This is a genomic window from bacterium, assembly GCA_023150945.1.
Taxonomy (GTDB): Bacteria; Zhuqueibacterota; Zhuqueibacteria; order Zhuqueibacterales; family Zhuqueibacteraceae; genus Coneutiohabitans.
In genome coordinates, this window is record JAKLJX010000001.1 from 279,841 (window position 1) to 306,132 (window position 26,292).

Here is a 26,292-nt window from a genome sequence, read left to right on the forward strand (position 1 = left end):
AGTGGTCTTACTCATCCTGTGGAATCTCCGCCGCTACAGCAATGCCCTCAGCACGAGGGCATTCCTGCTAGCGGCCTTGTTGGTGGTGGCTGCCGGCGCGGCGGCGCAATTCGCCCTCTCTCTGCGCGAACACCGCCGCTTCGCCGATGTGGAAAAACGGCTGGTCCTGGCGCCATTCCTGCATGCAGAAGGCGATACCCTTGCGCTCACGGCAGAGGGTTTGGCGTTTGCGGACATGCTGGCTGCACAATTGCGCAGTTCCGGCCGGCAGGCCATCCACGTTCTGCCGGTGGAATCCCTCTTCGAAATCGCCGCCCTTGATTCGCTGTCACGGCCGGGCTATCTGGTCCATCTCGCCGGCGAGCTGGGGCTGGATTACGTTGGTCGCGGCGTTTATCACCGCGCGAATGGCCATCTGCAGCTCGAATTCCAACTCTACGCAGCGGGCCGGTTGCAGCCGCTGTTTCAGGAAGACGCTGCGGCCGCCGGCAACCATGCTCCCGCGGCGATTGCCGAAATCAAAACAAAGACTCTCCAACATCTCGATATTTCTGAGCCGCATAATGCCCAGGCACAGTCGCCGGCTCATTTGCTTCCCGCGGACCCTCGTTACTACCAAGCCTATCTCGAATTCCTGCGCGGCGATTACGCGCAGGCTGCGCCGGCCGCCCGCGCGCTGGCCGCGAGTGACAGCCTGACGCCGGAGTTTGCGGTGTTGGCGGCGCGCAGCACGCTGCAACACCTGGCGCGCCTGCGGCTGTCCGAACGGGCCTGGCAGGATTCTCTGCGTCCGCTGATTCCGGTTGTGGCTGCGGCGGTGCAACGGGACACTCTGCGCGCCGAAACCTGGCTGGCGCTCGGCCAATGTTATCTCTATGCGAGAAAATGGAACGAGGCCGATCAAGCCTTGCGCCGCGCCTTCGCCCGGGATTCGCTGCACAGCAAAATCTATCTCCGCTTCGCGCAGTTGCATGCCAGCCGCCTCGGTGAATTGGGATTCGAAGACGAATACGAGTTGTGCGCGCAGGCGCTGGCGCTCAATCCGCTGGATGTCGAAGCCGCCATTGCCACGGCCAATCAGCTTCTGCTGGAAAATCGCCGCGAGGAAGCCGTCGCGCTGCTGGAAAAGTATCGCCGCCTCAATCCCAATCATCTGCCGGTGCTCATGATGCTGGGCCGCATTTACCTCACCCGCAACGATTTGCTGCAAATCCTGCCGCTGTACGAGCATATTCTCAAGCTGGATCCCCGCAACGCCGATGCCTACTACAATCTCGGCATTGCCTATTACAACCAGGATGATTTCGACACGGCGATTCGTTTGTTCGAACGCGCCCTCCGCCTCAACGATCACGCCGATGCGCGGCTCTATCTTGCCTATATCTATGAAAAACGGCAGGAGATGGACCGGGCGATTCAGTACTTGCGCGAACGCATTCGCTTGAGCACGGGCGATCACGATACGTTTGCCGGCGAGGCGCGCGAGCATCTCTACAATCTCCTGCTGCAGCGCGGCGAGGTGCCCGAGAACCTGCTGCCGGAGAAACTCGAGAAGAAATGATGGCCAGCTATTCGATCCGCCGCCTCTTTCTCGACCATGAACCGGATCTGCAGGCCGAGTTGAAGGGCGAGCGCGGCCTGCGCGCCGAGGAGTTTGCCCGCCGCGTGCGCCGTTATCCCTGGGTTTTGAAAGTCATCTGCCGGGAGCAGGAGTTTTCCAAGAATCTACTCTCGGCATTTTCATTGCGTGACATACCGTGCTGGCTCGCCGCACCCGGCCTTGCCTATCTCTTCACCGATGAGGAGCAACTGCGGCAATTGGCGCTGGGCCGCCAGTTGTTCGCCAGCAATGAAGCCGCTTTTGCGCGCGAGTTGCGCGTCTTCCTTGAAAATCAAACGCGCACCGAATTCGTCATCGACAGCCCAAAGTGCAGCATGATCGTGGGGGGACCGACACTGGTGATGGGCGTGCTCAATTGCACACCGGACTCCTTCTATGATGGCGGGCGTTATCATGGCCACGAGCATGCGATCGCCCACGGCCTGCAGATGGCGGAGGCCGGCGCGGATCTCATCGATATTGGCGGCGAATCCACCCGGCCGAAAGGTGTTTATGGCGAAGGCGCCGAGCCGGTATCGGCAGAAGAAGAGATGGCACGGGTGCTGCCGGTGATCGAAGCCCTGAGCCAAAAAGCTGAAATTCCCCTCAGCATCGACACCTACAAAGCAGCCGTGGCGGAGGCAGCGCTCCAAGCCGGCGCGGCGATCGTAAACGACATCAGCGGCTTCTTGTTCGATCCCCACATGGCGGAGGTCGTGGCGCAGCATCAGGCCGTAGTGATCTTGATGCACCTCAAGGGCACGCCGGCGAACATGCAGTCGGACCCCACTTACGAAAACCTGCTCGATGAAATCTACCTGCATCTGGAGGCGCGGGTGGAAGCCGCCATGCAGGCGGGCATTCCACATGAACGCATTCTCATCGATCCCGGCATCGGCTTCGGCAAACGTCTCGAACACAATTTCGAGATCCTCCGCCGCCTGGAGGAGTTGCACGGACTGGGCTGCCCAATTCTCGTCGGACCTTCCCGCAAATCATTCGTCGGCTCCGTGCTGAATCTGCCGCCGGATCAGCGGCTGGAAGGCACGGCCGCGGCCGTGGCGCTCGCCGTCAACAACGGTGCCCACCTCGTGCGCGTGCATGACGTCGAAGAAATGCGGCGGGTGGCACACATTGCCGACCTGATTGCCGGCCGCTTCGGATATACCGCATAAACCACGGCGACCGCCGTACGTCGCGGGGGAGCAGCCCGCCGCCAGATTCCGGCGCCGCCTCTGCCGGCGCCCTCATCCATTGACCGTCTATGCCTGACCTCGAACTCTTCCGCATCGCGTTTTTGCGCGTCACGCTGCTGGATGTGCTCGACATCCTGGCGATCAGCTTCGTGATGTATCGCCTCTATTTGTTCATTCGAGGGTCGCGCGCGGCGCAGATGGCAGTCGGGCTGCTGCTCATTCTCACCGTTTCGCTGCTCGCGCAAATTTTGGGCATGAGCGGCTTGAGTTGGATTTTCGGCCGGCTGGAAACCATCTGGCTCATAGCCTTTGTCATTCTTTTTCAGCCGGAGCTGCGCCGCATGCTGGTGCATCTCGGCCAAAGCCCGCTGATTCGCTTCTTCGTCAAAGTCACCGGCTCACAGTTGGTCGATGAAATCGTCCGCGCGGTGCAGGAATTGTCGCGCGTGCGACACGGTTCGTTGATTGTGATCGTCCGCAATCACGCCATTCGCTCGGTGGTGGAGACCGGCATCAAGCTGCAAGCCGCGGTTTCCGCGCCGGTGCTGCTGGCCTTCTTCAGTCCCAAATCGCCGCTGCATGACGGCGCCATTATCATCGAGAACGAAGAAGTCATCGCCGCCAAGGCCATTTTGCCGCTGTCGCAAAGTGACATGCTGGAACGGCGCTACGGCACGCGCCATCGCGCCGCCCTGGGGCTGTCGGAAGAATCCGATGCTTTGGTGATCGTCACTTCCGAGGAAACCGGGCAGATTTCCATTGCCAAAGACGGGCATTTGCTGGCGGACTTGAGCGAAGAAGAGCTGGAGAATATTTTGCTGACCTCGCTGCATGTGTTGCCCAAAAAGTGAAACCGGAGAGCGGGCATGAGCTTGCCGCTGTCACACGATCGCATTCAGTCCGTGCTTGATCAAGCTGTGGCGCAGGCGCGTGCTCATCACGCCGGAACGCTGGCGTCCTATATTCCGGAGTTGGCGCGCGTCGATCCCGAATTGACCAGCGTGGCGATCACGCTGTTGGACGGCACCTGCCTGACCGCCGGCGATGCCGCGGCACATCGCTTCACGCTGCAGAGCGTAGCCAAGCTGATTCTGTTGTTGGGAATGGTGGAAGAGTTTGGCGAGAATCAGGTATTTTCCTGGATCGGCGTGGAACCCTCCGGCAGTGCCTTCGCCTCCGTGGCCCAGCTTGATTTTCACGGCCCGGTGCCGCCCAATCCCCTGGTCAATGCCGGCGCGATTGCCCTGTGCAGCCATCTGCCCGGCACCAACATGGCGGAGCGTTTTCCGTGGGTCGAGAAATGGGCGGAGCGGCTGCTCGGCATGCGGCCCAACCTCAACTTCAGCGTTTATGAATCGGAGCGCCGCACCGGCGACCGCAACCGCGCGCTGGCGTATTTGATGAAAAGCAACGGCGTGGTTATGGGTGAAGTCGAGGACGTGCTCGATACCTACTTCGCGCTGTGTTCGCTGGAAACCCATGTCGCGCACGCTTCCCACTTGGCCATGATTTTGGCGCACGGCGGCTTGACGGCGGCAGGCGTGCGCCTGCTGTCGGCCCGCACCGTCAGCTCGATTGTCGCGATCATGGCAACCTGCGGCTTGTATGATGAATCCGGCAGCCATCTCGTGCGCACCGGCTTGCCCGCGAAGAGCGGCGTTTCGGGCGTGATCGTGGCGGTGGCCACGGGCTGCGGCGGCATTGCTGTGGCCAGCCCGCGCATCAACAGCAAAGGCGGCAGCGTGCGCGGCCATGTCATGCTCGAGTTTCTGGCGCAGCAATTGGGATGGCACTTCGCTTTGCCGCGTTGAGGCCGGTGGCAACCGGCTGGCATGCTGGCCTCCTCCTCAAAAAAGCGGACCAGAGGCAGCAGCCCGGCGACACCAGGTCAACCGAACCACGCCTCCGGCCCGCTTGATGAAAAGCAGAAAGGCCGGTCGCTGATACTCAGGACTAACGGATGAGATTCATCAGCCGGCTTTGGGTGAATTTGCCGGCAGTCATGCGGCAAATGTAGATGCCGCTGGCGACGGTCCGGCCTTGGTTATCCCTGCCATCCCACATGAAAGTGTGACGGCCGGCCTCGAATCTTCCGTTCGCCAAGGTGCGAACCTCCTGTCCAAGCGCGTTGAAGATGCGGAGCTCGACTTGTTCCGCGGCCGGCATCTGGAATCGGATGTTGGTCGAGGGATTGAAGGGATTGGGATAATTCTGCTCCAGAACAAACTCGCGCGGTGGCTTGGCCTCTGCGGTGGCATTGCTTGCCGACGCCTTGTGTGCCGGCGCGTTTGCCGGAATCGGCCCAACATGGAACGGCCGCATCATCTCGTTGTCTTCATGCTCCACGATGTGGCAGTGCCAAACGTAGAAGCCGGGAAGGTCAAACTTTGCCTTGATGCGGGTGATCTCATCCGGATAGGCGATGACGGTGTCTTTGTAGCCCATTTCCCAGGGCTCCGGCCCACGCACCATGCCGGTCATCTTGTTTTCCCGATTGACAACCTGGAACTGAACTTGATGCACATGAATCGGGTGGGAATCCATGGTGAAGTTGTGGATTTCCCAGGTTTCGGTGTCGCCGACGCCGGGATTTTCCGAGATATTGTCCATCCACATGAGTGGCGCACCGGTGCCGGCGGGAGTGAGCGTGCCCAACAGTGCCGCAGTCGGGCCAAAGGGCGCGCCGTTTTCGCAATCCAGCACAATGTTGCCCGAACCATCCTCGGAGGCGCGCACGGTTCTGGATTCTTCCTCGTTGAGAGAGACCTGCCGGGTGGTCACTGAGGCGCCCAGCGCAGGCACAGCCGGCAGCCGCAATCGCATCGGCGGCGTGCTGGTGTCCACGCCGGTCGAAGAGATGACGCGGAATTGCATAACTTGGCCGGTGGTGGAGGGATCGGCCGGATCAAAATCCACTCCCGGCACACCGCCGGCAAAGGGCGCATCCGGCCCGAGGTTCAACAGAATAATCTCCGTACCAACCGGCACATTGGTGAAATCGACAATGACATCCGCGCGCTCAGCGGGTGACAGCAACAGTCGATCAAGCTGCACGGGTGTTGGCAGAAAACCGCCTTCCGCGCCGATTTGGTAAAACGGCAGGCCGTTGTCCATTTTGAGAATCAGGAAGCGGGAATTGCAGCCGTTCAGGAGCCGGAAACGGTAGCGCCGCTGCTCCACCTCCAGATAGGGCCAGGTCTGGCCATTGACCACCATGGTGTTGCCAAAAAACTCCGGATTCCAAATGGGCGAGACCTCGCTGGCCAGGCCATCGCAGGCTTCCTCCGGGATGAAGGGAATCTGCAACTGCGCGGGGTTCAAGCCTTCGAAAAAGGCGCGATGCTCGGGATAGAAAAGCGAGCCGTCGGCATTGAAGGCGCGGTCTTGGATGGCGAGCGGAATCTCATAGAAGGTGCCGAAGGGATTGGAGCCGACGCTGGGTGCCGGGCCGGGCAACTTGCCGCCAACGGCATCGCTCGGGCCACCGCGAATCAAGTAGAAGCCGGCGGGTCCGGCATAAACGTTGGAGCGCGTCATGCCGAGCGTATGGTCATGATACCATAGCGTGGTGGCGCGCTGGTTGTTGGGATAAGCGAAAGTGGCCTTGCCCGGACCCCAATACTTGGGCAGATTGAGCAGCCCGTACTTCTGTGCAAAGTAATCGTAGAACGTGCCTGTGCGAGCATAGCCGCCCGGAATATTCTTGGCATCGGGAAGGTACCAAGCCTCGGCATAGCCGTCGCTCTCTTCCGTTGTGTGGGCGCCGTGCACATGGGTGACCATCGGCACCGGCCCGAGGTAAGGCGTTGGGTCACTGCCGCGCATGTCGCGCATCATGGCTCCGCCCGGCGGGTTGGCCCAATGCAGCGTTTGGTCGATGGGAAGAAGATGAGGAAGATAATTGCCATTGGCATCAACCAGGCCGTTGACCCATTTGATAGCCGTCGGCTTGAGCCACTGGTTTTCGATGGTGAAGGCGGGATAAAAGTATTGCCCGCCCTGCGCCACGGTTCGCGGGTCATTCGCCGGACCGTAGCTCCACACCGTGGTCTTTGGTTGCCCGGCTGGCAGAATTTGTTGCTGGAATTGCCGAACCGCCAGTTCATAGTATTGCACCTTGACAAGCTTGCCGAATTTGATCTGGGTAGTGCGGGCGAATACCGGCGGCTTGGCGAGCGGCGATACGTACTTGGACAGCAAGGTGGGGTCCAGTGTTCCGCCTGGCAGAGCAGCAAAGAGCTTCTTTGTCCCCAACCATTTTGTGGGCAGAAAAAGGCCGGCGCCGGCAATGCCGGTGATCTTGATGAATTCGCGTCGATCCATAATGCTTCACCTCTTTCGAGTGGCCGATCATTGGAAAATCGACCTCCAGAAACCTGTGCGTTGATTAGCGACAACAGAAGCTCTCTCATCTCGCAAGTTGCCGGCATCACCTCCCGTCGCAAAGAACAGGCATGGTCAGGATAGAATTGAAAAAACGCCAACTCCCAAAGAAGGTATGAACTCGTTACTGCGAACTGAAATCACAACCTGGTAGGTGGGACAGCCAGAATCAAACAAAGTCGACCCGAAATGTGTGGTCGCACAAATGCGTTGAGAGGTGATTGTAGTTCCAAGTCACAATCTACTGTCAATTGCTGAGTTTGAGCAAAACCCGGAGCCACCTGGGTACCTCGATAGACAATATTGATGCCAGTTTTTGCGGCATAAGCAGGGAATAATTTGCAAGAGTTAAGCATGTGTTTCCATGAGCGCTGCATCATTATGTACCGGCAACCGCAATACAATTGGAATGAATTGAATTGGCATGATTGGGAAAGCGGTACGAGAATTTTTTCAAGAATGCGAATATTTTGAATTCCGTTCAGTTGGGTGAAAGGCACAGGCACTCACGGACTGCCGGTTTGCCGGCCGCGGCCGGCCTTCCAGATCCCGCGGAACTTTTTGGAGCGACCGTCTTCATTATGTTGCTGGCCAGATGTGGTCGGCCACAAGCGGCAGGATTCGAAAGGCCATCGCCGGCGTGCTTTGCGAGTGGAGTCCGCAAGTCAACGCCCCGCCTCCGGTGGGTCAGGGCCAGTAAACCGTCACGAATGCAAAGTCAAGCCATTTTTCAAGTACCATGACCAAGCAAAACCTCCTCGGCATGAGCCGAGAAGAGATTGCCGCCTTCTGCGTTGCGCTGGGCGAAAAACCCTATCGCGCTCGCCAGCTTTTTCAGTGGATCTATGGCCGCTCGGCCGCGCATTTTGCGGAGATGACCAACCTGGCGCTGGCGTTGCGCGCACGCTTGGCGGAAGTCGCTGAACTGGCGCCGCTCGAACTCGTGCAGCGCAAAATCTCCCGCAACGGCGATACTGAAAAACTGTTGTTTCGTCTACCGGATGGTCTGCAGGTCGAAAGTGTGATGATGGCCGAGGAGGGGCGCCACACGCTGTGCCTTTCTTCGCAGGTCGGTTGCCCGATTGACTGTGCGTTTTGCGCCACCGGCAAAATGGGGCTGTTGCGCAATCTCACCGCCGGCGAGATCATCAATCAACTGCTGACTGCGCAGCGCGTGTGCGGCAGGAAGGTCACCAATGTCGTGTTGATGGGAATGGGAGAGCCGCTGAACAACTATGAGGCAGTGATCAAGGCCTGCCAGCTCATGGCCGATGCCGAAGGCCCGAATCTTGGGCAACGGCACATTGTGATTTCCACCAGCGGGCTGATCCCCAAGATTCGGCAGTTCGCCGCGGAGGGCCACAAGTACCGGCTGGCGATCTCACTCAATGCCACCACCGACGAGGTGAGAGACCGGCTGATGCCGCTCAATCGCAAGTATCCGATTGCGGATTTGCTGGCAGCCGCGCGGGACTATACGCGGCAGGCAAAACAGCGGGTGACGTTCGAGTATGTGCTGCTGGCGGGGGTGAATGACAGCGTGCAGGAGGCCGACCGCCTCAAGAAGCTCGTGGCCGGCATTCCCTGCAAGATCAACCTGATTCCCTACAATGCCGTGGATGAGAATTTTCAGCGGCCGTCGGCTGAGCGCATCGAGGCGTTTTATCGCCGGCTGCAAAACTTGCCCGCGCCGGTGACGCTGCGCTGGAGCAAGGGAGACGACATCGACGCTGCTTGCGGCCAACTCTGGACCAAGGCCGAGCGATCAGTGCGCGGTCGAGTGGCCGTTTGAGGCGGCCGCCGGGCTGAGGCACTGGAGCTTCAATCCCTCGATTTCCTTCTTGATGTCCTTGTGCCAGTCATCGCGGGGCACGCGCAACTGGGAAGCTCTCGCCAATTCGTTGCAGCCCGCCTCGGTTTGCCCTGCCTGAAAACTGACTCGTGCCATTTTGGTGCGGCACACCGCCTCGAGGTAGGGGGAGAGTTTCTTCTCCTGTTGCAGCGTGGTCATGATCTGGCGGTAGTAGTCCAGCGCCTGTTCATGGCGGCCCAGCCGCACGGCAGACTCGGCCGCGCCCCAGAGAAAGAAGCGGCTGTTGGGAAACTGGCGCAGGGCGGAATCGGCCAGGGCGAAAGCTTCCTCGGGGCGGGCTTCCTCGAGCAGAATCCAGGTGAGGCCGTTGATGGCGGCATAGCGCGCATACTGGCCGTGGGCGACGGCCTGTCTGATCATTCGGATGCCGGCTTCGCGCTCGTCGGAAAAGAGCGGAACGGGAAGCTTCTTGCTGAGCTTGCTGCGATAGTACTTGTAACTGCCAATGCCGAGATAAGCATCATAAAGCGTGGGATCCAGGCGAATGGCTGCCTCCAGGTGGCGGATGGTCTTCACGCCGTGATGAAACGCTTCGAGATAACGGCGATGCTTGGAGACATAGAAAGACTCATAGCCGTAGGCGCTGCCGAGAAAGAAGTGCGCGGCCGCATCGTTGGGATGCTGCCGGAGTTGTTTTTCGGCAAGCTCCCGGCACTTTCTTAAGCTTTTGTAAAATTCCTTCTCCTCACTGCTGTCCTCATAGTCGAGCATGATCGACTGCAGGGTGGCGGCGCGGAAGAGATGACCGAGGGGATGGTTGGGGGCAAGCGCAATGGCGCGGTCGATGGCGGCGAGTGCCCGGCCATACTCCTGGTTGATGGTGCAATGCACCGAGGCTTGCAGCAGGGAATCGATTTCCGCAGCCCTTTTCTCCTGCGGGTAGCTAGATACGGTACTGAGCAAGACGGTAGCGGCCGCCAGCCAACGCACCAGGAGTTCTTTGAAAAGATTATCTTTTTGCAACAGGCGTCCTGTCATGGGGTTTCGATCCATCAAAACGTTTTCGAAAAGTCATTGCTGGGCGGTCTCGCCCAGCGGCGGCAGCCGCTCGCGCGCGCTGCCCGGAATTCCTGCAGCCACTGCGGGCAACGCCGGGTCTGCGAGCGGAAAAACTAGCAGAAATTAACATAAAAGCAAGCGCTGCCTGTGCGGAAAGGGAGAAAGCACAATTTTTTTACGGAAAATCGTCACCGGCTTCGTGCGCCACCGTGGAGGAACCGCCCCAAGGGGTGGCAAACGAAGTTGTTGACAAAATAATTGAAAATTTGTAGATTGCCACGCTTTCGAGAAATAACTCTGCATAATGCAAGAGACGCATCACCCAATTTGAAGGAGGGAGTGTGGCGAGACTCACGGGTGCGAACCGTTCCAGAACGGATCAGTCCCTAGAGAAGTACCTCCAGGAAATTAGTGAAGTTCCTCTACTATCCCCCGAAGCTGAGATCGAGCTCGCCAAGCGCATTAAGAAGGGTGATGAAGAAGCATTAGAGAGACTTACCAAAGCCAATCTGCGTTTCGTAGTCAGCGTTGCTAAACAGTATCAAAATCAAGGTCTTTCGTTAGGTGATTTGATCAATGAGGGTAACCTCGGACTGATCAAGGCGGCGAGCCGTTTTGATGAGACACGAGGGTTCAAATTCATATCCTACGCTGTCTGGTGGATTCGCCAGTCCATTCTACAAGCGCTGGCGGAGCAATCTCGCGTCGTCCGTCTGCCGCTCAACCGTGTCGGCGCTCTCAACAAAATCGGCAAGGCGCTCAGCTCGCTGGAACAGGAATTCGAACGCGAGCCTTCCGCGCACGAAATCGCCGACAAAGTCGAGATGACGCCATATGAAGTCTCAGATACCTTAAAGATTTCCGGCAAGCATGTCTCCCTGGATGCTCCTTTCAATCAAGATGAGGAGAGCCGGCTGTTGGACGTGCTGGAAAACGAGGAGATGCCCTCGCCGGACAATAATCTCATGAGCGAGTCGCTGCGCATCGAAGTCGAGCGGGCGCTGGAGACGCTGACCGAACGCGAAGCGGAGGTCGTCAAGCTCTATTTTGGCTTGGGACGCGAACATCCGCTGACCCTCGAAGAAATTGGTGAACTTTTCAAACTGACGCGCGAGCGGGTGCGGCAAATCAAGGAGAAGGCGATCAAGCGTCTCCGGCATGCTTCGCGCAGCAAGCCGCTCCGCAGTTATCTCGGTTGACGGCCCGCCTCAGGACGAGGAACCGCCGCCGGCCGGGTTCATGAGCCTCCTGACCAAGATTCCCGTTGACATTGGAGCGTTAGCGGGGTAGATTAGGCTCATCCAACTATTGCACAGACAATTATTTCAGAAAGCAAGACTAGGATGGTTTCACGAATTAATCGGAACCCGTGGTGCACGGGGAGGAACGGAGTATGTGTATCGCTCTTAACCACAACACGACCAGCACCCCCGAGCTACAGTCAACTTAAGTCCACTGCAACGTCCCCAATCACGGAGGAAGGGAATCATGGGCGATAAGAAGATTAAGCTGATCTTATTTTCGCTTCAGGGGTCGGAAGTCAGAACGGTTAATTTGTCGTGGAAGAGGATCATATCTATTATGTTCTCATCATTCGTCGTGATGCTATTGATGGTCGGTTCTTCGATTGCTCTGTTCACCGACTTCTACAAGGACGAAAGCATCACCAGACTCAACCGAACCAATCAGGCCCTGACCAAGCAGCTCCAACACATGAGCGCCAAGGTCACTGAGCTTGACAGCCGCATGCAAGTTGTCGAACAAAACGACGATGACCTGCGCGTCTATGCCGAACTCCCACGCCTCGACCCCGACGTGCGCAAGGCCGGCACCGGCGGCGCGCTGGGCACCTATGTCGACGTGGATTTGAACCTGCTGCCCGAAACCGTCAGAAGTGAAACCCGGCAGGTGAATCAAACGCTCGCCGAGCTTGAACGCCGCATCGCCCTGCACTTCGACAACAACAAAGAAGTGAAGGAAAAAATCGCGAACGACAACGCCCAGCTCAAACACACTCCCTCGATTCGCCCCGTCGAAGCCGGACGCATCACCGACAAATACGGCAAACGGCTGGATCCCTTCATCGAGCGCGTGAAGCACCACTACGGAGTGGACATTTCCGCGGAGATCGGAACCGAAGTCTATGCCGCAGCCGCGGGCGTGGTGGTGGCGGCCAAGGCAACCTACAGCCTGGGCCAGGGCTATGGCCGGCATGTCATCATCGATCACGGCTATGGCTACAAAACTCTTTACGGCCACCTCTCCGAAGTCTGGGTGAAGGAAGGCCAGCGCATCGAACGCTGGGACGTCATCGGCCTGGTCGGCAACACCGGCCGCACCACCGGCCCCCATCTCCATTTCGAAGTGCACAAGGACGACTCACCGGTCGATCCTCAGAATTTCTTTCTCAATTGAAACAGCTTGCATGATGGCCAAGCGCCTTCCGAGGCCGGAAGTGCGCTTTTTTTATTCCTGGACTTTTGACCTGAAAGAGAGCAAGCTCCGCCCCTCCTGACTGCCAGCCCATCCTTGCCTGCGGGGCTTCTCTTGCCGGATGGCAATGCCGCACGAATTTTCAATCAACGAGATTCTCGCCTCCCTCAATCCGCAGCAGCACGCGGCGGTGGAACACCTCGCCGGCCCGCTGGTAATCATCGCCGGCGCCGGCACGGGCAAGACCGGGGTCATTACCCGCCGCATTGCCTATCTGGTGGCGGCACAGTATGCCCGGCCCGACCAAATCCTCGCGCTCACCTTCACTGAAAAAGCCGCGGCCGAAATGGAGTCCCGCGTCGATACGCTGGTGCCTTACGGTGAAGTGGGCTTCACCATCGCAACGTTTCACGCCTTCGGCGACAAGCTGGTGCGTGAGTTCGCCGTTGACCTCGGGCTGAACCCCGATTTCCGGCTGCTGAGCGCCGCGGAACAAGCCCTGTTTCTGCATGAGCATCTCTTTGACCTGCCCCTGCATCACTACCGCCCGCTGGGTGATCCCACCAAATTCCTGCACGAATTGCTGCGCCATTTCAGCCGCTTGAAAGACGAAGACATTTCACCGGCAGAGTATCTCGCTTTCGCGGAAAAGCTGCTGGCGGAAACACCCGCGGACGACGAGGCCGGCCGGCGCGCCGCGGAAAAACAGCAGGAGCTGGCGCGCTGCTACCAGGCCTATCAGAAATTGCTGGCGCAAACGGGCTGCGCCGACTTTGGCGATCAAATCACCTACTCCCTGGAATTGCTGCGCGCACATCCCGACGTTCGCCGCCGGCTGCAGGAACGCTATCGCTATATTCTCGTCGATGAGTTTCAAGACACCAATTACGCGCAGTTTCAACTGGTCAAGGAACTGGCTGCCGGCCACCAGAATCTCACGGTGGTTGCTGATGACGATCAATCGATCTACAAATTCCGCGGCGCGGCGATCAGCAATATTCTCAATTTCACGCAAACCTACCCGCACGCGCGCCACGTCGTGCTCACACAGAACTACCGCTCGACCCAGGCGATTCTCGACGCCGCCTACCGCCTGATCCGGCACAACGATCCCAACCGGCTGGAGGTCAAACAGCAGATCAACAAGAAGCTGACCGGCAAGTCGCCGGGCGGCCAGCCGGTGGCACACTGGCATTTCGACACCGTCAGCAACGAAGCGGCGGCCGTGGCGCAGCATATTCGCGACCGTCTGCAAGCCGGCGCGGCGCGCCACCAGGATTTTTGCATTCTGGTGCGCTCCAACAATGCCGCTGATCCCTTCCTGCGCGCGCTCGCGGAGGCCGGCCTGCCCCATCGCTTTTCCGGCAACTACGGTCTGTATCAGCGGGAAGAAGTGCGCTTGCTGATTTGCTTTCTCAAGAGCATCGCCAATCCGCTGGATTCGCAGAATCTTTACCATCTGGCGCAGAGCGAAGTCTACGCCATGCCCATGCGTGACTTGCAGGCCGCGCTGCAGGTGCACGCCGCAACGCATCGCACCCTTTTTCGCATTTTCAAAGAGCCGGGACAATTCGAGTGGGAACAACCGCTGTCGGCCGAGGGCAGGGCGACGGCGGAGAAGCTGATTGCCGACAATGAGAAGTATCTCGAATTGTCCCGCCAGGCGCCGGCTTACACCGTGCTCTACACGTTTCTCAAAGACTCCGGCTATCTCAGCAGCCTGGCGCGCGGTGAAACCGCAGCCGCGGACGAGAAGATCGGCAACCTGACGAAGTTCTTTCAAACGGTGCAGAACTATTCGTATTTCACCACGCCCGGTGATTTGACCTTCTTCGTCAATCATCTCGAGCTGCTGCGGGAGTTCGGCGACGACCCCGGCACGGCTATGGCCGATCTCGATGCCGACGCGGTGCAGGTGATGACGCTGCACAAAGCCAAGGGTTTGGAATTTCCGGTGGTGTTCATGGTGGGCCTGGTGGAAGGCCGCTTTCCGGTGCAATCCCGCAACTCGACCATCGAGTTGCCGGAGGCGATCATCAAAGAGGTTCTGCCCGAGGGCGATTTTCATCTGCAGGAAGAGCGCCGGCTGTTTTATGTTGGCATGACGCGCGCGCAGAATGAGCTTTATCTCACCAGCAGCCGCGACTATGGCGGCGCGCGCTTGCGCAAAGTCAGCAGCTTCGTACGCGAAGCGCTGGATGATGCGCACGCCGATGATGACGTGATCAAAGCCTCGCCCTTCGAGGCGCTGGCGCGCTTCGATCAGCCCGGCGCCCGGCAGTCACCGGCGGCCGGCCCGATTCCGCCGGATCAGGTGTTGCATCTCGATCAACGCAAACTCGATGACTATCTGACCTGTCCGCTGAAGTATAAATACATTCACGTTCTGCACGTGCCGGTGGCCGAGCATCATACCATCGTCTATGGCAGGCTGCTGCATGAAGTGGTGCAGCTTTATAATCGCCGCAAGTTCCGCCGCGAAAGCGTCACCGTCGAAGAACTGCTGGCAGTGTACCGGGCCAAATGGCGCAGCCACGGCTATCTGAGCCGCGAGCATGAACAACTGCGCTTCGCCGCCGGGGAGGAGGCCTTGCGCCGTTTCTTCGCGCAGCAGGAGGCTGATCCGGCCCGGCCGCTGTATGTGGAAGAGCCGTTCAAGTTCACCTTCGAAAACAATGTCATCAGCGGCCGCTGGGATCGCATCGACCAGCTTGCCGATGGCCGCCTCGTGATCACCGATTTCAAGTCCTCCGCCGTTGAAGACGCGGACAAGGCGCGCGAACGGGCGATGAAGAGCCGGCAATTGCGGCTTTATGCCTGGGCCTATGAGGAACGGTTTGGCCAGCCGGTCGATGGCTGGCGATTGTATTTTCTCGAATCCGGCATGCTCGGCGAGGTGCCGCGCAAAGAGCTCTATCTGCGCACGATTCGTGAACACGTGCAAACTGCCGCCGCGGGCATTCGCCAGCGCGACTATCACGCCACCCCCGGCCCCGGCGCCTGCCCGTTTTGCGCGCTCAATGATATTTGCCCCGCGGCGGACAACAGTTGAATTGACAAAAAGGCGGATTCTCCCTGGTTTTTCCCCACCCCTCCGGTCTATTGCTTTCGGGAGGAAAACAACGGCACGGGATTGATGAATTGCGGCTGGTAATGATCTGCGCTTGTGCCAGGGATAGGAGTGATTCGTGATTTGGTGAGCTGTTGGTGCGCCCTTTTGCAACATTCTCCTTTGAGTTTCCCTCCGGCCTCCCAATTTCAAGCTTTACTTCCACAAAGAAATTGATTATCGTTTACGGCGGTTTTTTCAGTCGTAGCGCGTTGGTTTCGGGTTTTTACCAGCACGAATGCGGGAGCCGCCCGTGCCCTTCACCATTCTCCATTTTTCCGACCTCCATCTCGACGCGGCCTTTGCCGCGAGCCGGCTGCCTGCGGAGATCGCCCGCCGGTGCCGCGAACAGTTGCGCTCGACGCTGCGCGCCATCGTTGATCTCGCCAAGCAGCGCCACGTCAATGCGGTCACGATTGCCGGTGATTTGTTCGAACGCGAGAAGCTCAATCCCGACACGGCCGCTTTTCTGGCGCAGGAATTCGAGCGCCTGGCGCCGATTCCCGTGTTCATCGCGCCGGGAAATCACGATGCTGCCGATGCCGCTTCTCTTTATCAGCGCGGGCGTTGGCCGGAAAACGTGCGCATTGCGGTCAGCCATGCGCTCAGCGAGTGGCGTTTGCCGCCGCCCTACAGTTTGTGGTCGGCGGCGCACCTGAGTCCGAGTGATCGCCACAATTTTCTGAGCGGCTTCGTTTTGCCGGCGGCCAGCGGCCGGCGCGTTCCCATTCTCCTGCTGCATGCCAGCCTGGCGCCGGCGAATTTCGAAGGCAGCCGCAGTCACGCGCCGCTCACGCTGGCGGATATTCGGGAGGGCGGTTTTGCGCTGGCGCTGCTCGGCCATTATCACACGCGCAAAGTCGTGCAGGAGGAGGGCGTGCTTGCGGTCTACTCCGGCAGCCCTGAGCCGCTGCATTTTCAAGAAAAGGGCGAGCATGGTGTCACGCTCGTGCATTTGGAGCCGGAACAGAAGCCGGTGCTCGAATTCATCGCGCTGGCGAAACTGCATTTCGCAACCCTGGAGTTGAGCGTGGCCGGCTGCAGCCATCGCGATCAGCTCATCGAGCGCATTCTGGCGCTCGCCGGCGAGGGACACTATCGCGACAAACTCGTGCGGTTGCGCCTCACCGGCGAGGCCGAGCCTACGCTCCGTCTTGAGCTTGAAGCCATCACCCGGCGCGTCGAAAAGGGCTTCGGCTTCCTCTACCTGGAAAACGACACGCGGCCGGCGATCGACCTGACTGCACTTGCCAGCGAGCCCACGGTGCGCGGCGCTTTTATTCGCGACCTGCTGGCGGCGATGGACCAGGAGCCGGAACAACGCGCGCTTTATCTCGAAGCGCTGGACTACGGCATGCAGGCGTTTGAACATGAGGACATCACCCTGCGATGAAACTCATTGAACTTCACCTCAAAGCCTTCGGCTGTTTGAGCAGCCGCGATTTTCAGTTTCAACCGCGGATCAATGTCATCTTTGGCCCGAATGAAGCCGGCAAGTCCACCTTGCAGCAGGCGATTGTGGCGTTGCTCTACGGCTTTTACGACAACCAGCGGGCCTTGCCTCGTGAACGCGAGACGCATGCCCGCTTCCGGCCGTGGCGCAACGGCACCGACTATGCCGGCAGCCTGCACTATCAACTCGCAGACGGCGGCCGGTTGATCGTGCACCGCGATTTTGCCAGTGACGAGGTCACCACCCAGTTGTTTGACGGCCTCACCGGCGAAGAGGTCACCGGCCGGTTCAGCCGCGGCCGGCATGGCCGCGTCGATTTCATGGAGAAGCAGGCTGGCATGTCGCGCGAGGTTTTTCTTGCCACCGCCTGCATCGGGCAGGGGGCGTTGCGCAGCCTGCAGGCACGCGAGTCCAACGCCGTGTCCGATGCCATTCTGCGGCTGCTCGATTCCGCGGTGACGGAAACCTCGGCGGAACGCGCGCTCGAACGCCTGGAGCTGAAGATGCGCGAATTGGGCAGCGATCGTTCCCAAAAGACGCTGCTGGCCATGGCCCGCGCCCGCCTGGATGATCTGCACGAAACCCACGCTCTGCGCCTGGCAACGCAACGCGCGGTGCAGGAAGATTACGAGAAGAGGGAGCGCCTCACGCTCGATCTCGACGAGCTGAACGCGCAAATCGCGGCGCTCGATCGCCAGATTCTGCTCACCCAGATGGAACTCCTGCGCCGCCGGCTGCAACGCTGGCAGCTCAATGAAGAGCAGCGCGCCAAGCTCGGCGCGGAAATGGCGGAGTTGGCGCTGTTCGAAAATTTCCCCATGGGCCGCAAAGAGGAGTTCTTCAAACTGCGCGATGAATTTCTCTACCTCGAGCGGCATCTGGCCAATCTCGCCAGCGAAGCCAACAACGTCGAATTGCGCCTGATGGCGCTCGCGGAAAAAAGCAAAGTGATGCAGTCGCTGGAAAAGCTCTGGGAGATTTCTGCGATCGAAGATTTCCGGGTGTTGTGCCGGCGCTGGCAGGACAAGTACCATGAATCCATCGAGGCCGGTAACCGCGCCAGCGATGCCGATCAGGCCTTTGCCCGCGCCGGTTTGAAGGAGGAAGACCGCCAGGCGCTCGCCAGCATGACCGACGAGGATCTCGAAAACTACAAGGCACTCGAAACCAAGGTGCAGCAATCGGATGATGAAGTCACCAGGATTCGCAAGGAGTATGATCTGTTTCATCGCAACGTCGCCTACTGGCGCCGCGTGCTCGCGTTTGCGGGTTTGGTGGCCGGCGTTTCCATGCTCTACGTGGTGGCTTCCACCAGCAGCACGAGCTTTGATTTCTCCAACATGCTGGTGTTCGGTCTGAGCGTCATCATTCTGGTCATCGTGGCCGTGGTCAACATTCAATGGAACAGCCGCAGCCGCAGTCTGAATTTCAACCTGGTGAGCGTCGAAGAGAAATACATGGCCAACCGCGACGAGTTCCACAGCCTGCAGCTTCGCTTCGGCATCGAGAGCGTCGCCGATCTGGCGCAGCGCCGCGCCCAGCATCAGGCCCTGGCCGGCTTCAAACAGATCCATCAAAAGCTGGAATTCGAACGCAAGCAGATCGAGGACGAGCTGCAGCCGTGGATGTCGGCGCTCGGCATCAGTTATGTCGGCCCGGATTCCCTGCCGGTGGCGGAGAAGAATTTGGAGGAAAGCCACCGCCTGTGGAGTGAAGGCAATACGCAGCGGCAGCGCCGCAACGAGATCCTGGCGCAGCAGGCGGAAAGCTCCGCCAACCTCGCCAAAACGAGATGGCAGCTCGAAGAATTGCTGAAGCTCGCCCACCTCGACGAGCCGGTGGGGGAGAAGGCGTTTCAAATTTTCCTGGCCAACTGCCAGAAGCGGGAGTATCTCGAGACGTTGCGGCTGCAGCAGCAACAGGCGGCCACGCTCAGCCGCGAAATTCTCGAAGGCGAAACCGTCGAGACCATCCATGCGCAACTCGCCCAGCTCGAAGCCCAGCTCGCGGCGCTGCCGCCGGCCGCAGCCAGAGCCGTGGAAGTTTCCGAAGCGGGAGTGGCGGCATTGCGCGAGAAGCGCGACAGCTTGCTGAGCGAGAGGAACAGCCTGCAACAGACGTTGGCGGCGACCCACGAGCGCATTGCCGCGCGGCTGCAGGGCCAACCACTGCTCGCGGAGCTGGAGGAAGAAATCGCGCTGGTCGAGGCGGATGTCGCCCGCTTTGAGCGCGCCCGCCGCGCCCTCGAACTCGCTCACGAAACCATGACGCAGGCCGCCCAGCGGCTGCATCGCGATTTCGCGCCGCGCCTCAACGAGTTTCTCAGCCAGCATGTGCAGAAACTCACCAACGGCAGATACCTTACCGCGCTGGTTGATCCCTCGACGTTTGCCGTGCGCCTGCTGCCGAGCCAGTATGAGGCGCCGGTCGATCTCGAGAAGCTCAGTTTCGGCACGCGCGAGCAGATTTATCTGCTGTTGCGCGCGGGCGTGGTCGAGCTGTTCGCCAGGAGTGGCGAAACCATGCCGCTGCTGCTCGATGATCCGCTGGCGCACGCCGATGAAACCCGCCTGCGCGAAGCTCTGGCGATCTTCGCCGAGCTGGCGGAGTCCCACCAGATTTTCTATTTCACCAAAGACATTCAAGTGGCGAATTATTTCCGCGCACGCCAGGGCGCAGAGGCGATCATCGCGATTTGAGTTTTACACCCTCCAATTCAGCGGCGCAGTCTTGCCCGCATTGATTTCCTGCCCGCATTCCCGCTTGCCGCAAAAAAAAAGGCCCGAATCAGGTGATTCAGGCCTTCTTGGCTGTGAGGGGGAGCCATATCTATGTCAATCGCCACGCGGCGTTCCGATGAATCCCAAAAAGAAAGCATCCGGCCAACCGTGAGGGGCGGCGAGCGTCATGCTCTCCGCGGAAAGGAGGAAGTCCTGCCACATCTGCTAACAGCCACGGTCATGAGCCGGATGCAAAGTTCGCTTTCGCCAACTCTCCTGTCGACGACAAGAATAACTCTGATTTCTCGAATAGCAACCGGTGTGCCAGTACTGCGTCAAAACGCATATGATGAAAAGCAAGGCGGGTATCCCGCGTCAACGTGTGTGGTTGCAGAGGTTTAGCAGCCCGCGGGAGCTGCGAAGCGCAGAGTGCTCTTCATGAAAATGGAAAAATGGAGGCCATTGGCAGGATAGTCTTACAGAACCGAATTACAAAAATGGAAGATGAGACAGTCACTTGATCCACAAAATGGTAATGCCGGGATTAGCTTGGCCCAGGTCCGGGTCTTCGACTTGTCCGCATTCTTCCCGCATTTCCTGAGTGTCATCATCGAAAATGCTGTAGTCTTCCCCATAGATCACGGCGCGCAAGTGGCGTTGAAAGCGATAGGCCCAATCGCGCACGGTTTCGCGGGTCGCGCCGCCGCGGCCGTGGCTGCCATAGCCGTGTACGATTTTCAACGCCCGAAATTCCTTGGAGCCGCGAATATCAGAAAGCAGCTGGTTCAACTCTGCTTCAACTTTGTCGGGATGGCGCGGCGGATGGCCGAGATCCACCGCGCGCAGATAATTCTTCACCGTTTGCTTCATGTTGTGCTCCCCGGTATTGCTTGCCGCCCGTTTGCCGTCGTGCCGTCCTCAGGGTTGATCTGTGCCGTTGCTGCCTGTGGCCGGAGCGGCCGGTTTGCGATAGGGTACGAGCTTGCCGAGCTTGCGCATGACTTTTTGATCAGTGATCATGTCGATGCGAACGATCTTGAATGCTGCTGGCAGGGTCCGCGTGATCATCAGCGCGAGCGCCAGGGTGGGATAATAGCGCAGACCGCTGCGTTCGCGGCGTTTGCGGTAACACAGCAAACCGGACTGGCCGTTGATTTCGATCAAAGTGGTGGCATGCGGCGCCAGGCCGACTTCGAACAGGCGATTGAATTGCGTGGCAATGGCCTCCGGGCCGTGAAAGGAGCCGATTGCCGGAATCACCAGCGCCGCCTGTTGATCCAACAACGCCGTGAGCTGCACGGGATTGGTCCGCATCAGCGCGCGGGCCAGCCGGCGCATGATCTTCACCGCCATGGGATGGCTGGGGAGGAGGGGGTGACGCGGCAGTTTGCTTTGCGCCGCGTGAATGGTCCTGCGTGCGAACGCGAGATGCTCCTGCATTTGCTCGGCGCTGAGCTGCAGCGCGCTCGCCGCGTGTGCCTCGCTGGCGCCGAGAATATCCGTCAGCAGAAACAGGGCGCGCGTTTCCGGTGCCAGCAGATGCAGGACATTGACAAACACCAATGACAGGCTCTCATAGGTCGCGACAGAACGTTGCGGCGTGGCTTCAATTCGATCGATATCCGCCAGCGGTGTCTTGCCGGTGAGCAGTGGCTCGACTGTCGGCCGAGCACTCGCGCCGTCCTCGGCCGCGCCGTTGTCCTCGGCCTGCTGCCGGAGGGCGGCATGAATGGCCTCCAGGCTGGCGGCGACGGAGCAACGGTGCACCAGTGCCTGCCAGGTCTCTTCCGGCTCGGCCGCGGCCACGCCTTCGACGATGCTGATGAGCGCCTCCTGCGCCGCATCTTCGGCGTCTTCCAAATTGCCGATGAGGCGGTAGCAGGTGGCCACGACTTGCGGCCGCAGCCGCTCCAGCAAACGATCCAGGGAAGGCCGGTCGCCCTGCTTGGCCAAAACGAAATCATCTTGCAGGCGATCAACAGGCTCGAAATTAGTCATACGTTGGATTCCCGATCAATGAATGGCGCACGAATATAGTCATATTCCTTTTGCGAAGGCAAGGCAAAAAACAAAAGCCCTTGAGAATGCCGGTGAGATTCTGTATGTTTCAGCCCACTTGCCGCGCTGCACGCCAGTGCGATGCCGCAGCCGGAAGCGCGGCAAATCTTACTTTCACAATGTGCCCATGCAGAAATGGCCAACGCTCACATGACGTCTGCGCACAAACCTCGCCGCCTCTTCATTACCGGCGGCAGCGGTTATCTCGGCCGCCATCTGATTCCCGCGTTGTTGCAGCGTGGCCATGAAGTGCGGGCTTTGGTGCGGCCCGGCTCGGAGAGCAAGCTGCCGGCAGGTTGCATGACGATTGCCGGCGATGCTCTCGTTTCTCAATCGTTTGCTGCGCGCGTGCCGCCGGCAGACACGTTTGTCCATCTCGTGGGCGTTTCCCATCCCGGGCCGGCGAAAGCGCCGCTCTTCCGCACGGTTGATCTGGCCTCGGTGCAGGCAGCCGTGGCCGCGGCCCGCACCGGTGGCATCGCGCACATGGTTTATGTCAGCGTGGCGCAACCGGCGCCAGTGATGAAAGCCTATGTGCAGGTGCGCGCCGAATGTGAAGCGCTGATACGCGGCAGCGGCCTGAGCGCGACCTTCGTCCGGCCGTGGTATGTGCTCGGCCCTGGCCATCGCTGGCCGCATCTGTTGCAGCCTCTCTACTGGTTGGGTGAGCAATTGCCCAGTACGCGCGCCACCGCGCAGCGGCTGGGCTTGGTCACGCTTGCGCAAATGATCGCCGCGCTGGTTCACGCCCTCGAACATCCGGCGGCCGGCATTCGCGTGATGGAAGTGCCGGAGATTCGATTCATGCGGTTATGATTGTGTTTCACCCAGGTTGCGCAGCGAGTGGCACCGCCAGCGCATGACCCCAACCCCGGCGAGAAGACCTCCATGTGGCGTTCCCTGCTGTTCCTCCTCTCTGCTTTCGCGCTGCTGTTGGTGTTGCTTCGACTGTTCGAGCGCCATTTGGTTTTCTTCCCCAGCACCTACCCCGCCGGTTTCTGGCAGCCGGAGCGATTCGGCTTGGCCGTGCAGGACGCTTTTTTCACCACCGCTGATGGTGCCGCGCTGCACGGTTGGTTCGTGCCGCATCCGGCGCCGGTGGCCAATTTGCTGATGGCGCACGGCAATGCCGGCAATCTCAGCGATCGCGTCGAATGGCTGGCGCGTTTGCACGGGCAAGTTCCCGCCAACCTGTTTATGTTCGATTATCGCGGCTATGGCCGCAGCAGCGGCACGCCCTCGGAAGAGAATTGCTATCGTGACGCCGAAGCCGCCCATGACTGGTTGCGACAACATGTGCCTGATCTGCCGATTCTCGGTCACGGCCATTCGCTCGGCAGTGCGGTGGTGATCGAGCTGGCCGTCCGGCGTCCGCTCACGGGTTTGATTATCGAATCCGGATTCACCGATGCCGCGGACATGGCGCGCCTGATGTTTGGCGGCCTGCCGATGGGTTGGCTCGCCGGCATGAAGTGGGCGAGCCGCGAAAAAATCGCGAAGCTCACCCTGCCCAAGCTCTTTCTGCACGGCGATCGCGACGGCGTGATTCCCTATTCCCTTGGCCAAAAACTCTTCGCGGCCGCCGCTGATCCCAAGCACTTCGTCACGCTCGCGGGCGTCGATCACAACGACACTTTCCTCTCCGGCGGTGAAATCTACTATCGAGCCGTGCGGGAATTCGTGCAGCAATGCGCGGCGCCGGCCTTGCCCGACACGGTGAAAGGAAGACCGTGACGCACGCCGCCAGCTCCCTGCCCCTGGCCGCCGCGCTGCCGCGGCGGCGCGTGTATGCCGTGCTGGCGCTCGGCGTGTTGGCCGTTTCCTTCTCCGCGATATTTGTGCGTTGGTGTGAGGCGCCGGCTCTGGCGATTGCCTTCCATCGTTTGTTCTTCGCCTCGGCGTTTCTGTTTTTGTCCACGCGCGGCAAAGTCTGGCGGGCCTGGCAGGCGTTGCCATTGCCGGCGGCTGCACTCGCGGTGCTCTCCGGCCTCATGCTCGCCGGACATTTCGTCACCTGGATCGCTTCCCTCTCCCACACCTCCGTGGCCAGCTCCACGGTACTGGTTGCCACCCTGCCGATTTTTGTGGCACTGGGCGCGGCGCTCGTGCTGCGGGAACGGCTGCGGCCGCTGCTCGCTTGCGGTTTGGTGATTGCGATGCTCGGCGTCATCGTCATTGCCATGAGTGACGGCCAGGCGGGAGAAGATTCTCTGCGCGGCGATCTGCTGGCGCTCGCCGGCGCGCTTTTCGGCAGCGTTTACTTTCTCATCGGACGGCGGCTGCGGCAGGTCATGGCCACCAGCGTGTATGTCACCCTCTGCTACTCGACGGCCGCTCTGGTTTTGTTCCTGGCCGCGGTGATGCTGCGTGTGCCGCTGCTGTCCTACTCCTGGCAGACTTTTGGTTTGTTTTTGTTGATCGCGCTCGTTCCGCAAATCATGGGGCACACGAGTTTCAACTGGGCGTTGCGCTATCTCTCTGCGCCGGTGGTTGCGATTGCCTTGCTGGGTGAGCCGGTGGGCGCGAGCTTGCTGGCCTGGCTGTTGTTGGGAGAAAAAGTCGCGGGGTGGGTGATGCTGGGCGGTTTGATCACGCTGGCCGGCGTCACGCTGGCCATTTATGCTGAGCCGAGGGCTTGATGAAGAAGATTCTCATTGCCGCCAATCCTCATGCCGGCAAGGGGCGGGGCAAAAAAGTATTGGACCAGTCGCTGCGTCTGCTCCGGCGGCACGGCGCCGGTGCGGAGCTTCTGATCTCGGAAAGCAACGGCCATTTGCTGCACGCGCTGCCGCGCCGCTTGCCGGAAGGCTGGGATCAGATCGTCGCCCTGGGCGGCGACGGCACGCTGTTTCAAGTGATGAATTGCTGCCTGCAGCAACCGGGATTCGAGTCGCCGCTGGCGCTCATTCCTGCAGGCACCGGCAACTCCTTCTCGCGCGAGCTGGCCCACGCCGCGCTGCCCGCCGCTTGGGAACGGATTCTGTTCGGCGAACCCAAGCGCATCGATGTGCTGCACTGCCTGCCGCAAACGCCGGCGCCGGATTTTCCCGCAGGGTATTACTGCATCACCGCGCTGGGGCTGGGCTTCGTCTCCGACGTCACCATCAACGCGTTGCACTTCAAGAGCTTCGGCACCCTGGCCTACGCGCTGGGCGTACTGCAGTCGCTGGCCAAACTCAACACCGCGCATCTGCGCATGCAACTCGACGGCCGGCTGATCGAGCGCGAAAGCGTTTTCGTCATCGTGTGCAACTCACGCTATGCCGGCGGCATCATGAAGATTGCGCCCGGCGCCCTGCTCGACGACGGCTTGATGGAGGTGATTGTGCTGCACAAGGTGAGTCGCCGCACTTTAATGCGGGCCTTTCCCTCGGTGTTCAATGGCACGCACGTGCATCATCCCAACGTCGAAATCTTCAGCGGCCGCAGCCTGCAGATTGCAGCGGAGCCGGTGCAAGTTCTGACGCCCGACGGTGAAGTCGCCGGCCTCACGCCGGTGACTGTCGCGGTTCAACCGAAAAAACTGCAATTCATGTTATGATCGATCTCGTGTTCCTCGGCACCGGCTCGGCACTGCCGACCGCACGCCGCAATCTCTCCGGCGTGGCGCTGGTGCGCCAGGGCGAAATTTTTCTCTTCGATTGCGGCGAGGCAACGCAGATTCAATTCCGCCGCGCCGGCCTCAAACCCGGCAAGCTGCGCTACATTTTCATCTCGCACTTCCACGGCGATCATCTTTTCGGCCTGCCGGGCTTGCTCACCAGTTTGAAGATGCTCGGTTGCCAGCAGGAAATTCATCTCTTCGGCCCGCACGGTCTGGCCTCCTACATCGAATTTCACCGCCGGCTGTGCGGGTTCGAGCTGAGCTTTCCGCTCACGATTCATGAAATCTCGGAGAACAGCGGGCAGGTGATTTGGCAGGCCGCGGATTATCATGTCGAATGGCAGCCGCTGCAGCATCGGCTGTTCACGGCAGGTTATGCGCTGGTGGAGGCCAATCGTCCGGGCAAGTTCGATGAACACCGCGCCGATGCGCTCGGCGTGCCCTTCGGCCCGGAGCGCGGCCGTCTGCAGGCCGGGGAGAGCGTTGTGCTGGCGAATGGCAAAACCATCACGCCCGCGGAGGTGATTGGCCCGCCGCGGCCGGGCGTGAAAATCGCCTATTGTGTGGACACCTCGCCCTGTGCCGGCCAGGCATTGCTGGCGCAACAGGCCGATGCCTTGGTTGCGGATGCGACCTTCCCCGCGCAGGAACGCGAGTGGGCGCAGCAAACCGGGCATTCGACCGCCGCTGAGGCCGGTGAGCTGGCGCAACGCTGCGGCGTTCGCCACCTCTTTCTCACCCACTTCAGCGGCACATTAAGCCCCGCGGATTTGCCCGCGATGGTCGAAGAAGCGCGCGCGTTCCTGCCGCAGGTGACCGCTGCCACCGATTTGGCGCGCTTCACGATTCTGCCCCGCTCCTGAA

Annotated in this window: 19 protein-coding genes; 15 read left to right on the forward strand and 4 right to left on the reverse strand. The window is 60.0% G+C overall.

All coding sequences use genetic code 11. The annotated features are described in order from the left end of the window. Window position 1 precedes the first annotated feature (1 nt). The 4 genes from L6R21_01135 to glsA all read left to right on the forward strand — a co-directional run bounded on the left by L6R21_01135 (window position 2) and on the right by glsA (window position 4,607). Window positions 2–1,561 (forward strand): tetratricopeptide repeat protein, encoded by a 1,560-nt coding sequence (locus tag L6R21_01135; GenBank protein MCK6557773.1) that lies wholly within the window; start codon window positions 2–4, stop codon window positions 1,559–1,561. Continuing rightward, window positions 1,558–2,775, forward strand: a complete 1,218-nt coding sequence (folP, locus tag L6R21_01140; protein MCK6557774.1) for a dihydropteroate synthase — start codon at window positions 1,558–1,560, stop codon at window positions 2,773–2,775. The genes L6R21_01135 and folP overlap by 4 nt, the downstream gene beginning before the upstream one ends. 89 nt (window positions 2,776–2,864) lie before the next feature. Further along, window positions 2,865–3,647, forward strand: coding sequence for a diadenylate cyclase CdaA (gene cdaA, locus L6R21_01145; GenBank protein MCK6557775.1), 783 nt, complete (start codon window positions 2,865–2,867; stop codon window positions 3,645–3,647). Window positions 3,648–3,662: 15 nt separating this feature from the next. Further along, window positions 3,663–4,607 carry a glutaminase A gene (gene glsA, locus L6R21_01150; protein MCK6557776.1) on the forward strand — a complete coding sequence of 315 codons (945 nt, stop codon included), beginning with the start codon at window positions 3,663–3,665 and terminating at the stop codon, window positions 4,605–4,607. Between the two features lie 142 nt (window positions 4,608–4,749). On the opposite strand, the gene L6R21_01155 is transcribed toward glsA, so the two are convergent. Continuing rightward, the gene (locus L6R21_01155; protein MCK6557777.1) at window positions 4,750–7,119 is read right to left on the reverse strand and encodes a multicopper oxidase domain-containing protein; all 2,370 of its coding nucleotides are present in this window, start codon (window positions 7,117–7,119) and stop codon (window positions 4,750–4,752) included. A 799-nt stretch (window positions 7,120–7,918) separates the two neighbouring features. Here L6R21_01155 and rlmN point away from each other — a divergent pair. Then, a complete protein-coding gene (rlmN, locus tag L6R21_01160; protein ID MCK6557778.1) occupies window positions 7,919–8,971 on the forward strand; it encodes a 23S rRNA (adenine(2503)-C(2))-methyltransferase RlmN in 1,053 nt (350 codons plus the stop codon). Here the strand turns inward: rlmN and L6R21_01165 are convergent. Further along, window positions 8,945–10,030 carry a hypothetical protein gene (locus L6R21_01165; GenBank protein MCK6557779.1) on the reverse strand — a complete coding sequence of 362 codons (1,086 nt, stop codon included), beginning with the start codon at window positions 10,028–10,030 and terminating at the stop codon, window positions 8,945–8,947. The genes rlmN and L6R21_01165 overlap by 27 nt on opposite strands. Before the next feature lie 362 nt (window positions 10,031–10,392). Here L6R21_01165 and L6R21_01170 point away from each other — a divergent pair, with 362 nt between their 5' ends. The 5 genes from L6R21_01170 to L6R21_01190 all read left to right on the forward strand — a co-directional run bounded on the left by L6R21_01170 (window position 10,393) and on the right by L6R21_01190 (window position 19,745). Beyond that, entirely contained in the window at window positions 10,393–11,250 is an 858-nt protein-coding gene (locus L6R21_01170) for a sigma-70 family RNA polymerase sigma factor (protein MCK6557780.1), read from the forward strand. A 382-nt stretch (window positions 11,251–11,632) separates the two neighbouring features. After that, on the forward strand, window positions 11,633–12,466 hold the full coding sequence (locus L6R21_01175; GenBank protein ID MCK6557781.1) for a M23 family metallopeptidase: 834 nt from the start codon (window positions 11,633–11,635) through the stop codon (window positions 12,464–12,466). Window positions 12,467–12,611: 145 nt separating this feature from the next. Beyond that, window positions 12,612–15,536 carry an ATP-dependent helicase gene (locus L6R21_01180; protein MCK6557782.1) on the forward strand — a complete coding sequence of 975 codons (2,925 nt, stop codon included), beginning with the start codon at window positions 12,612–12,614 and terminating at the stop codon, window positions 15,534–15,536. 310 nt (window positions 15,537–15,846) lie between these two features. Next, window positions 15,847–16,986, forward strand: coding sequence for a DNA repair exonuclease (locus tag L6R21_01185; protein MCK6557783.1), 1,140 nt, complete (start codon window positions 15,847–15,849; stop codon window positions 16,984–16,986). Then, on the forward strand, window positions 16,983–19,745 hold the full coding sequence (locus tag L6R21_01190; protein ID MCK6557784.1) for an AAA family ATPase: 2,763 nt from the start codon (window positions 16,983–16,985) through the stop codon (window positions 19,743–19,745). The genes L6R21_01185 and L6R21_01190 overlap by 4 nt, the downstream gene beginning before the upstream one ends. A 534-nt stretch (window positions 19,746–20,279) precedes the next feature. Here the strand turns inward: L6R21_01190 and L6R21_01195 are convergent. Further along, entirely contained in the window at window positions 20,280–20,636 is a 357-nt protein-coding gene (locus L6R21_01195) for a hypothetical protein (protein ID MCK6557785.1), read from the reverse strand. A gap of 48 nt (window positions 20,637–20,684) precedes the next feature. Then, on the reverse strand, window positions 20,685–21,764 hold the full coding sequence (locus L6R21_01200) for a hypothetical protein (protein ID MCK6557786.1): 1,080 nt from the start codon (window positions 21,762–21,764) through the stop codon (window positions 20,685–20,687). Between the two features lie 210 nt (window positions 21,765–21,974). On the opposite strand from L6R21_01200, the gene L6R21_01205 reads away from it, so the two are divergent. From L6R21_01205 to rnz, 5 genes are all read left to right on the forward strand, one after another. Then, on the forward strand, window positions 21,975–22,640 hold the full coding sequence (locus L6R21_01205) for an NAD(P)H-binding protein (GenBank protein ID MCK6557787.1): 666 nt from the start codon (window positions 21,975–21,977) through the stop codon (window positions 22,638–22,640). A gap of 72 nt (window positions 22,641–22,712) precedes the next feature. Next, window positions 22,713–23,558 carry an alpha/beta hydrolase gene (locus L6R21_01210; protein ID MCK6557788.1) on the forward strand — a complete coding sequence of 282 codons (846 nt, stop codon included), beginning with the start codon at window positions 22,713–22,715 and terminating at the stop codon, window positions 23,556–23,558. Next, entirely contained in the window at window positions 23,555–24,463 is a 909-nt protein-coding gene (locus L6R21_01215) for a DMT family transporter (GenBank protein ID MCK6557789.1), read from the forward strand. Before L6R21_01210 ends, L6R21_01215 begins: the two co-directional genes overlap by 4 nt. Further along, window positions 24,463–25,365, forward strand: a complete 903-nt coding sequence (locus L6R21_01220; GenBank protein MCK6557790.1) for a diacylglycerol kinase family lipid kinase — start codon at window positions 24,463–24,465, stop codon at window positions 25,363–25,365. Before L6R21_01215 ends, L6R21_01220 begins: the two co-directional genes overlap by 1 nt. Continuing rightward, on the forward strand, window positions 25,362–26,291 hold the full coding sequence (gene rnz / locus L6R21_01225; protein MCK6557791.1) for a ribonuclease Z: 930 nt from the start codon (window positions 25,362–25,364) through the stop codon (window positions 26,289–26,291). The genes L6R21_01220 and rnz overlap by 4 nt, the downstream gene beginning before the upstream one ends. Window position 26,292 lies beyond the last annotated feature (1 nt).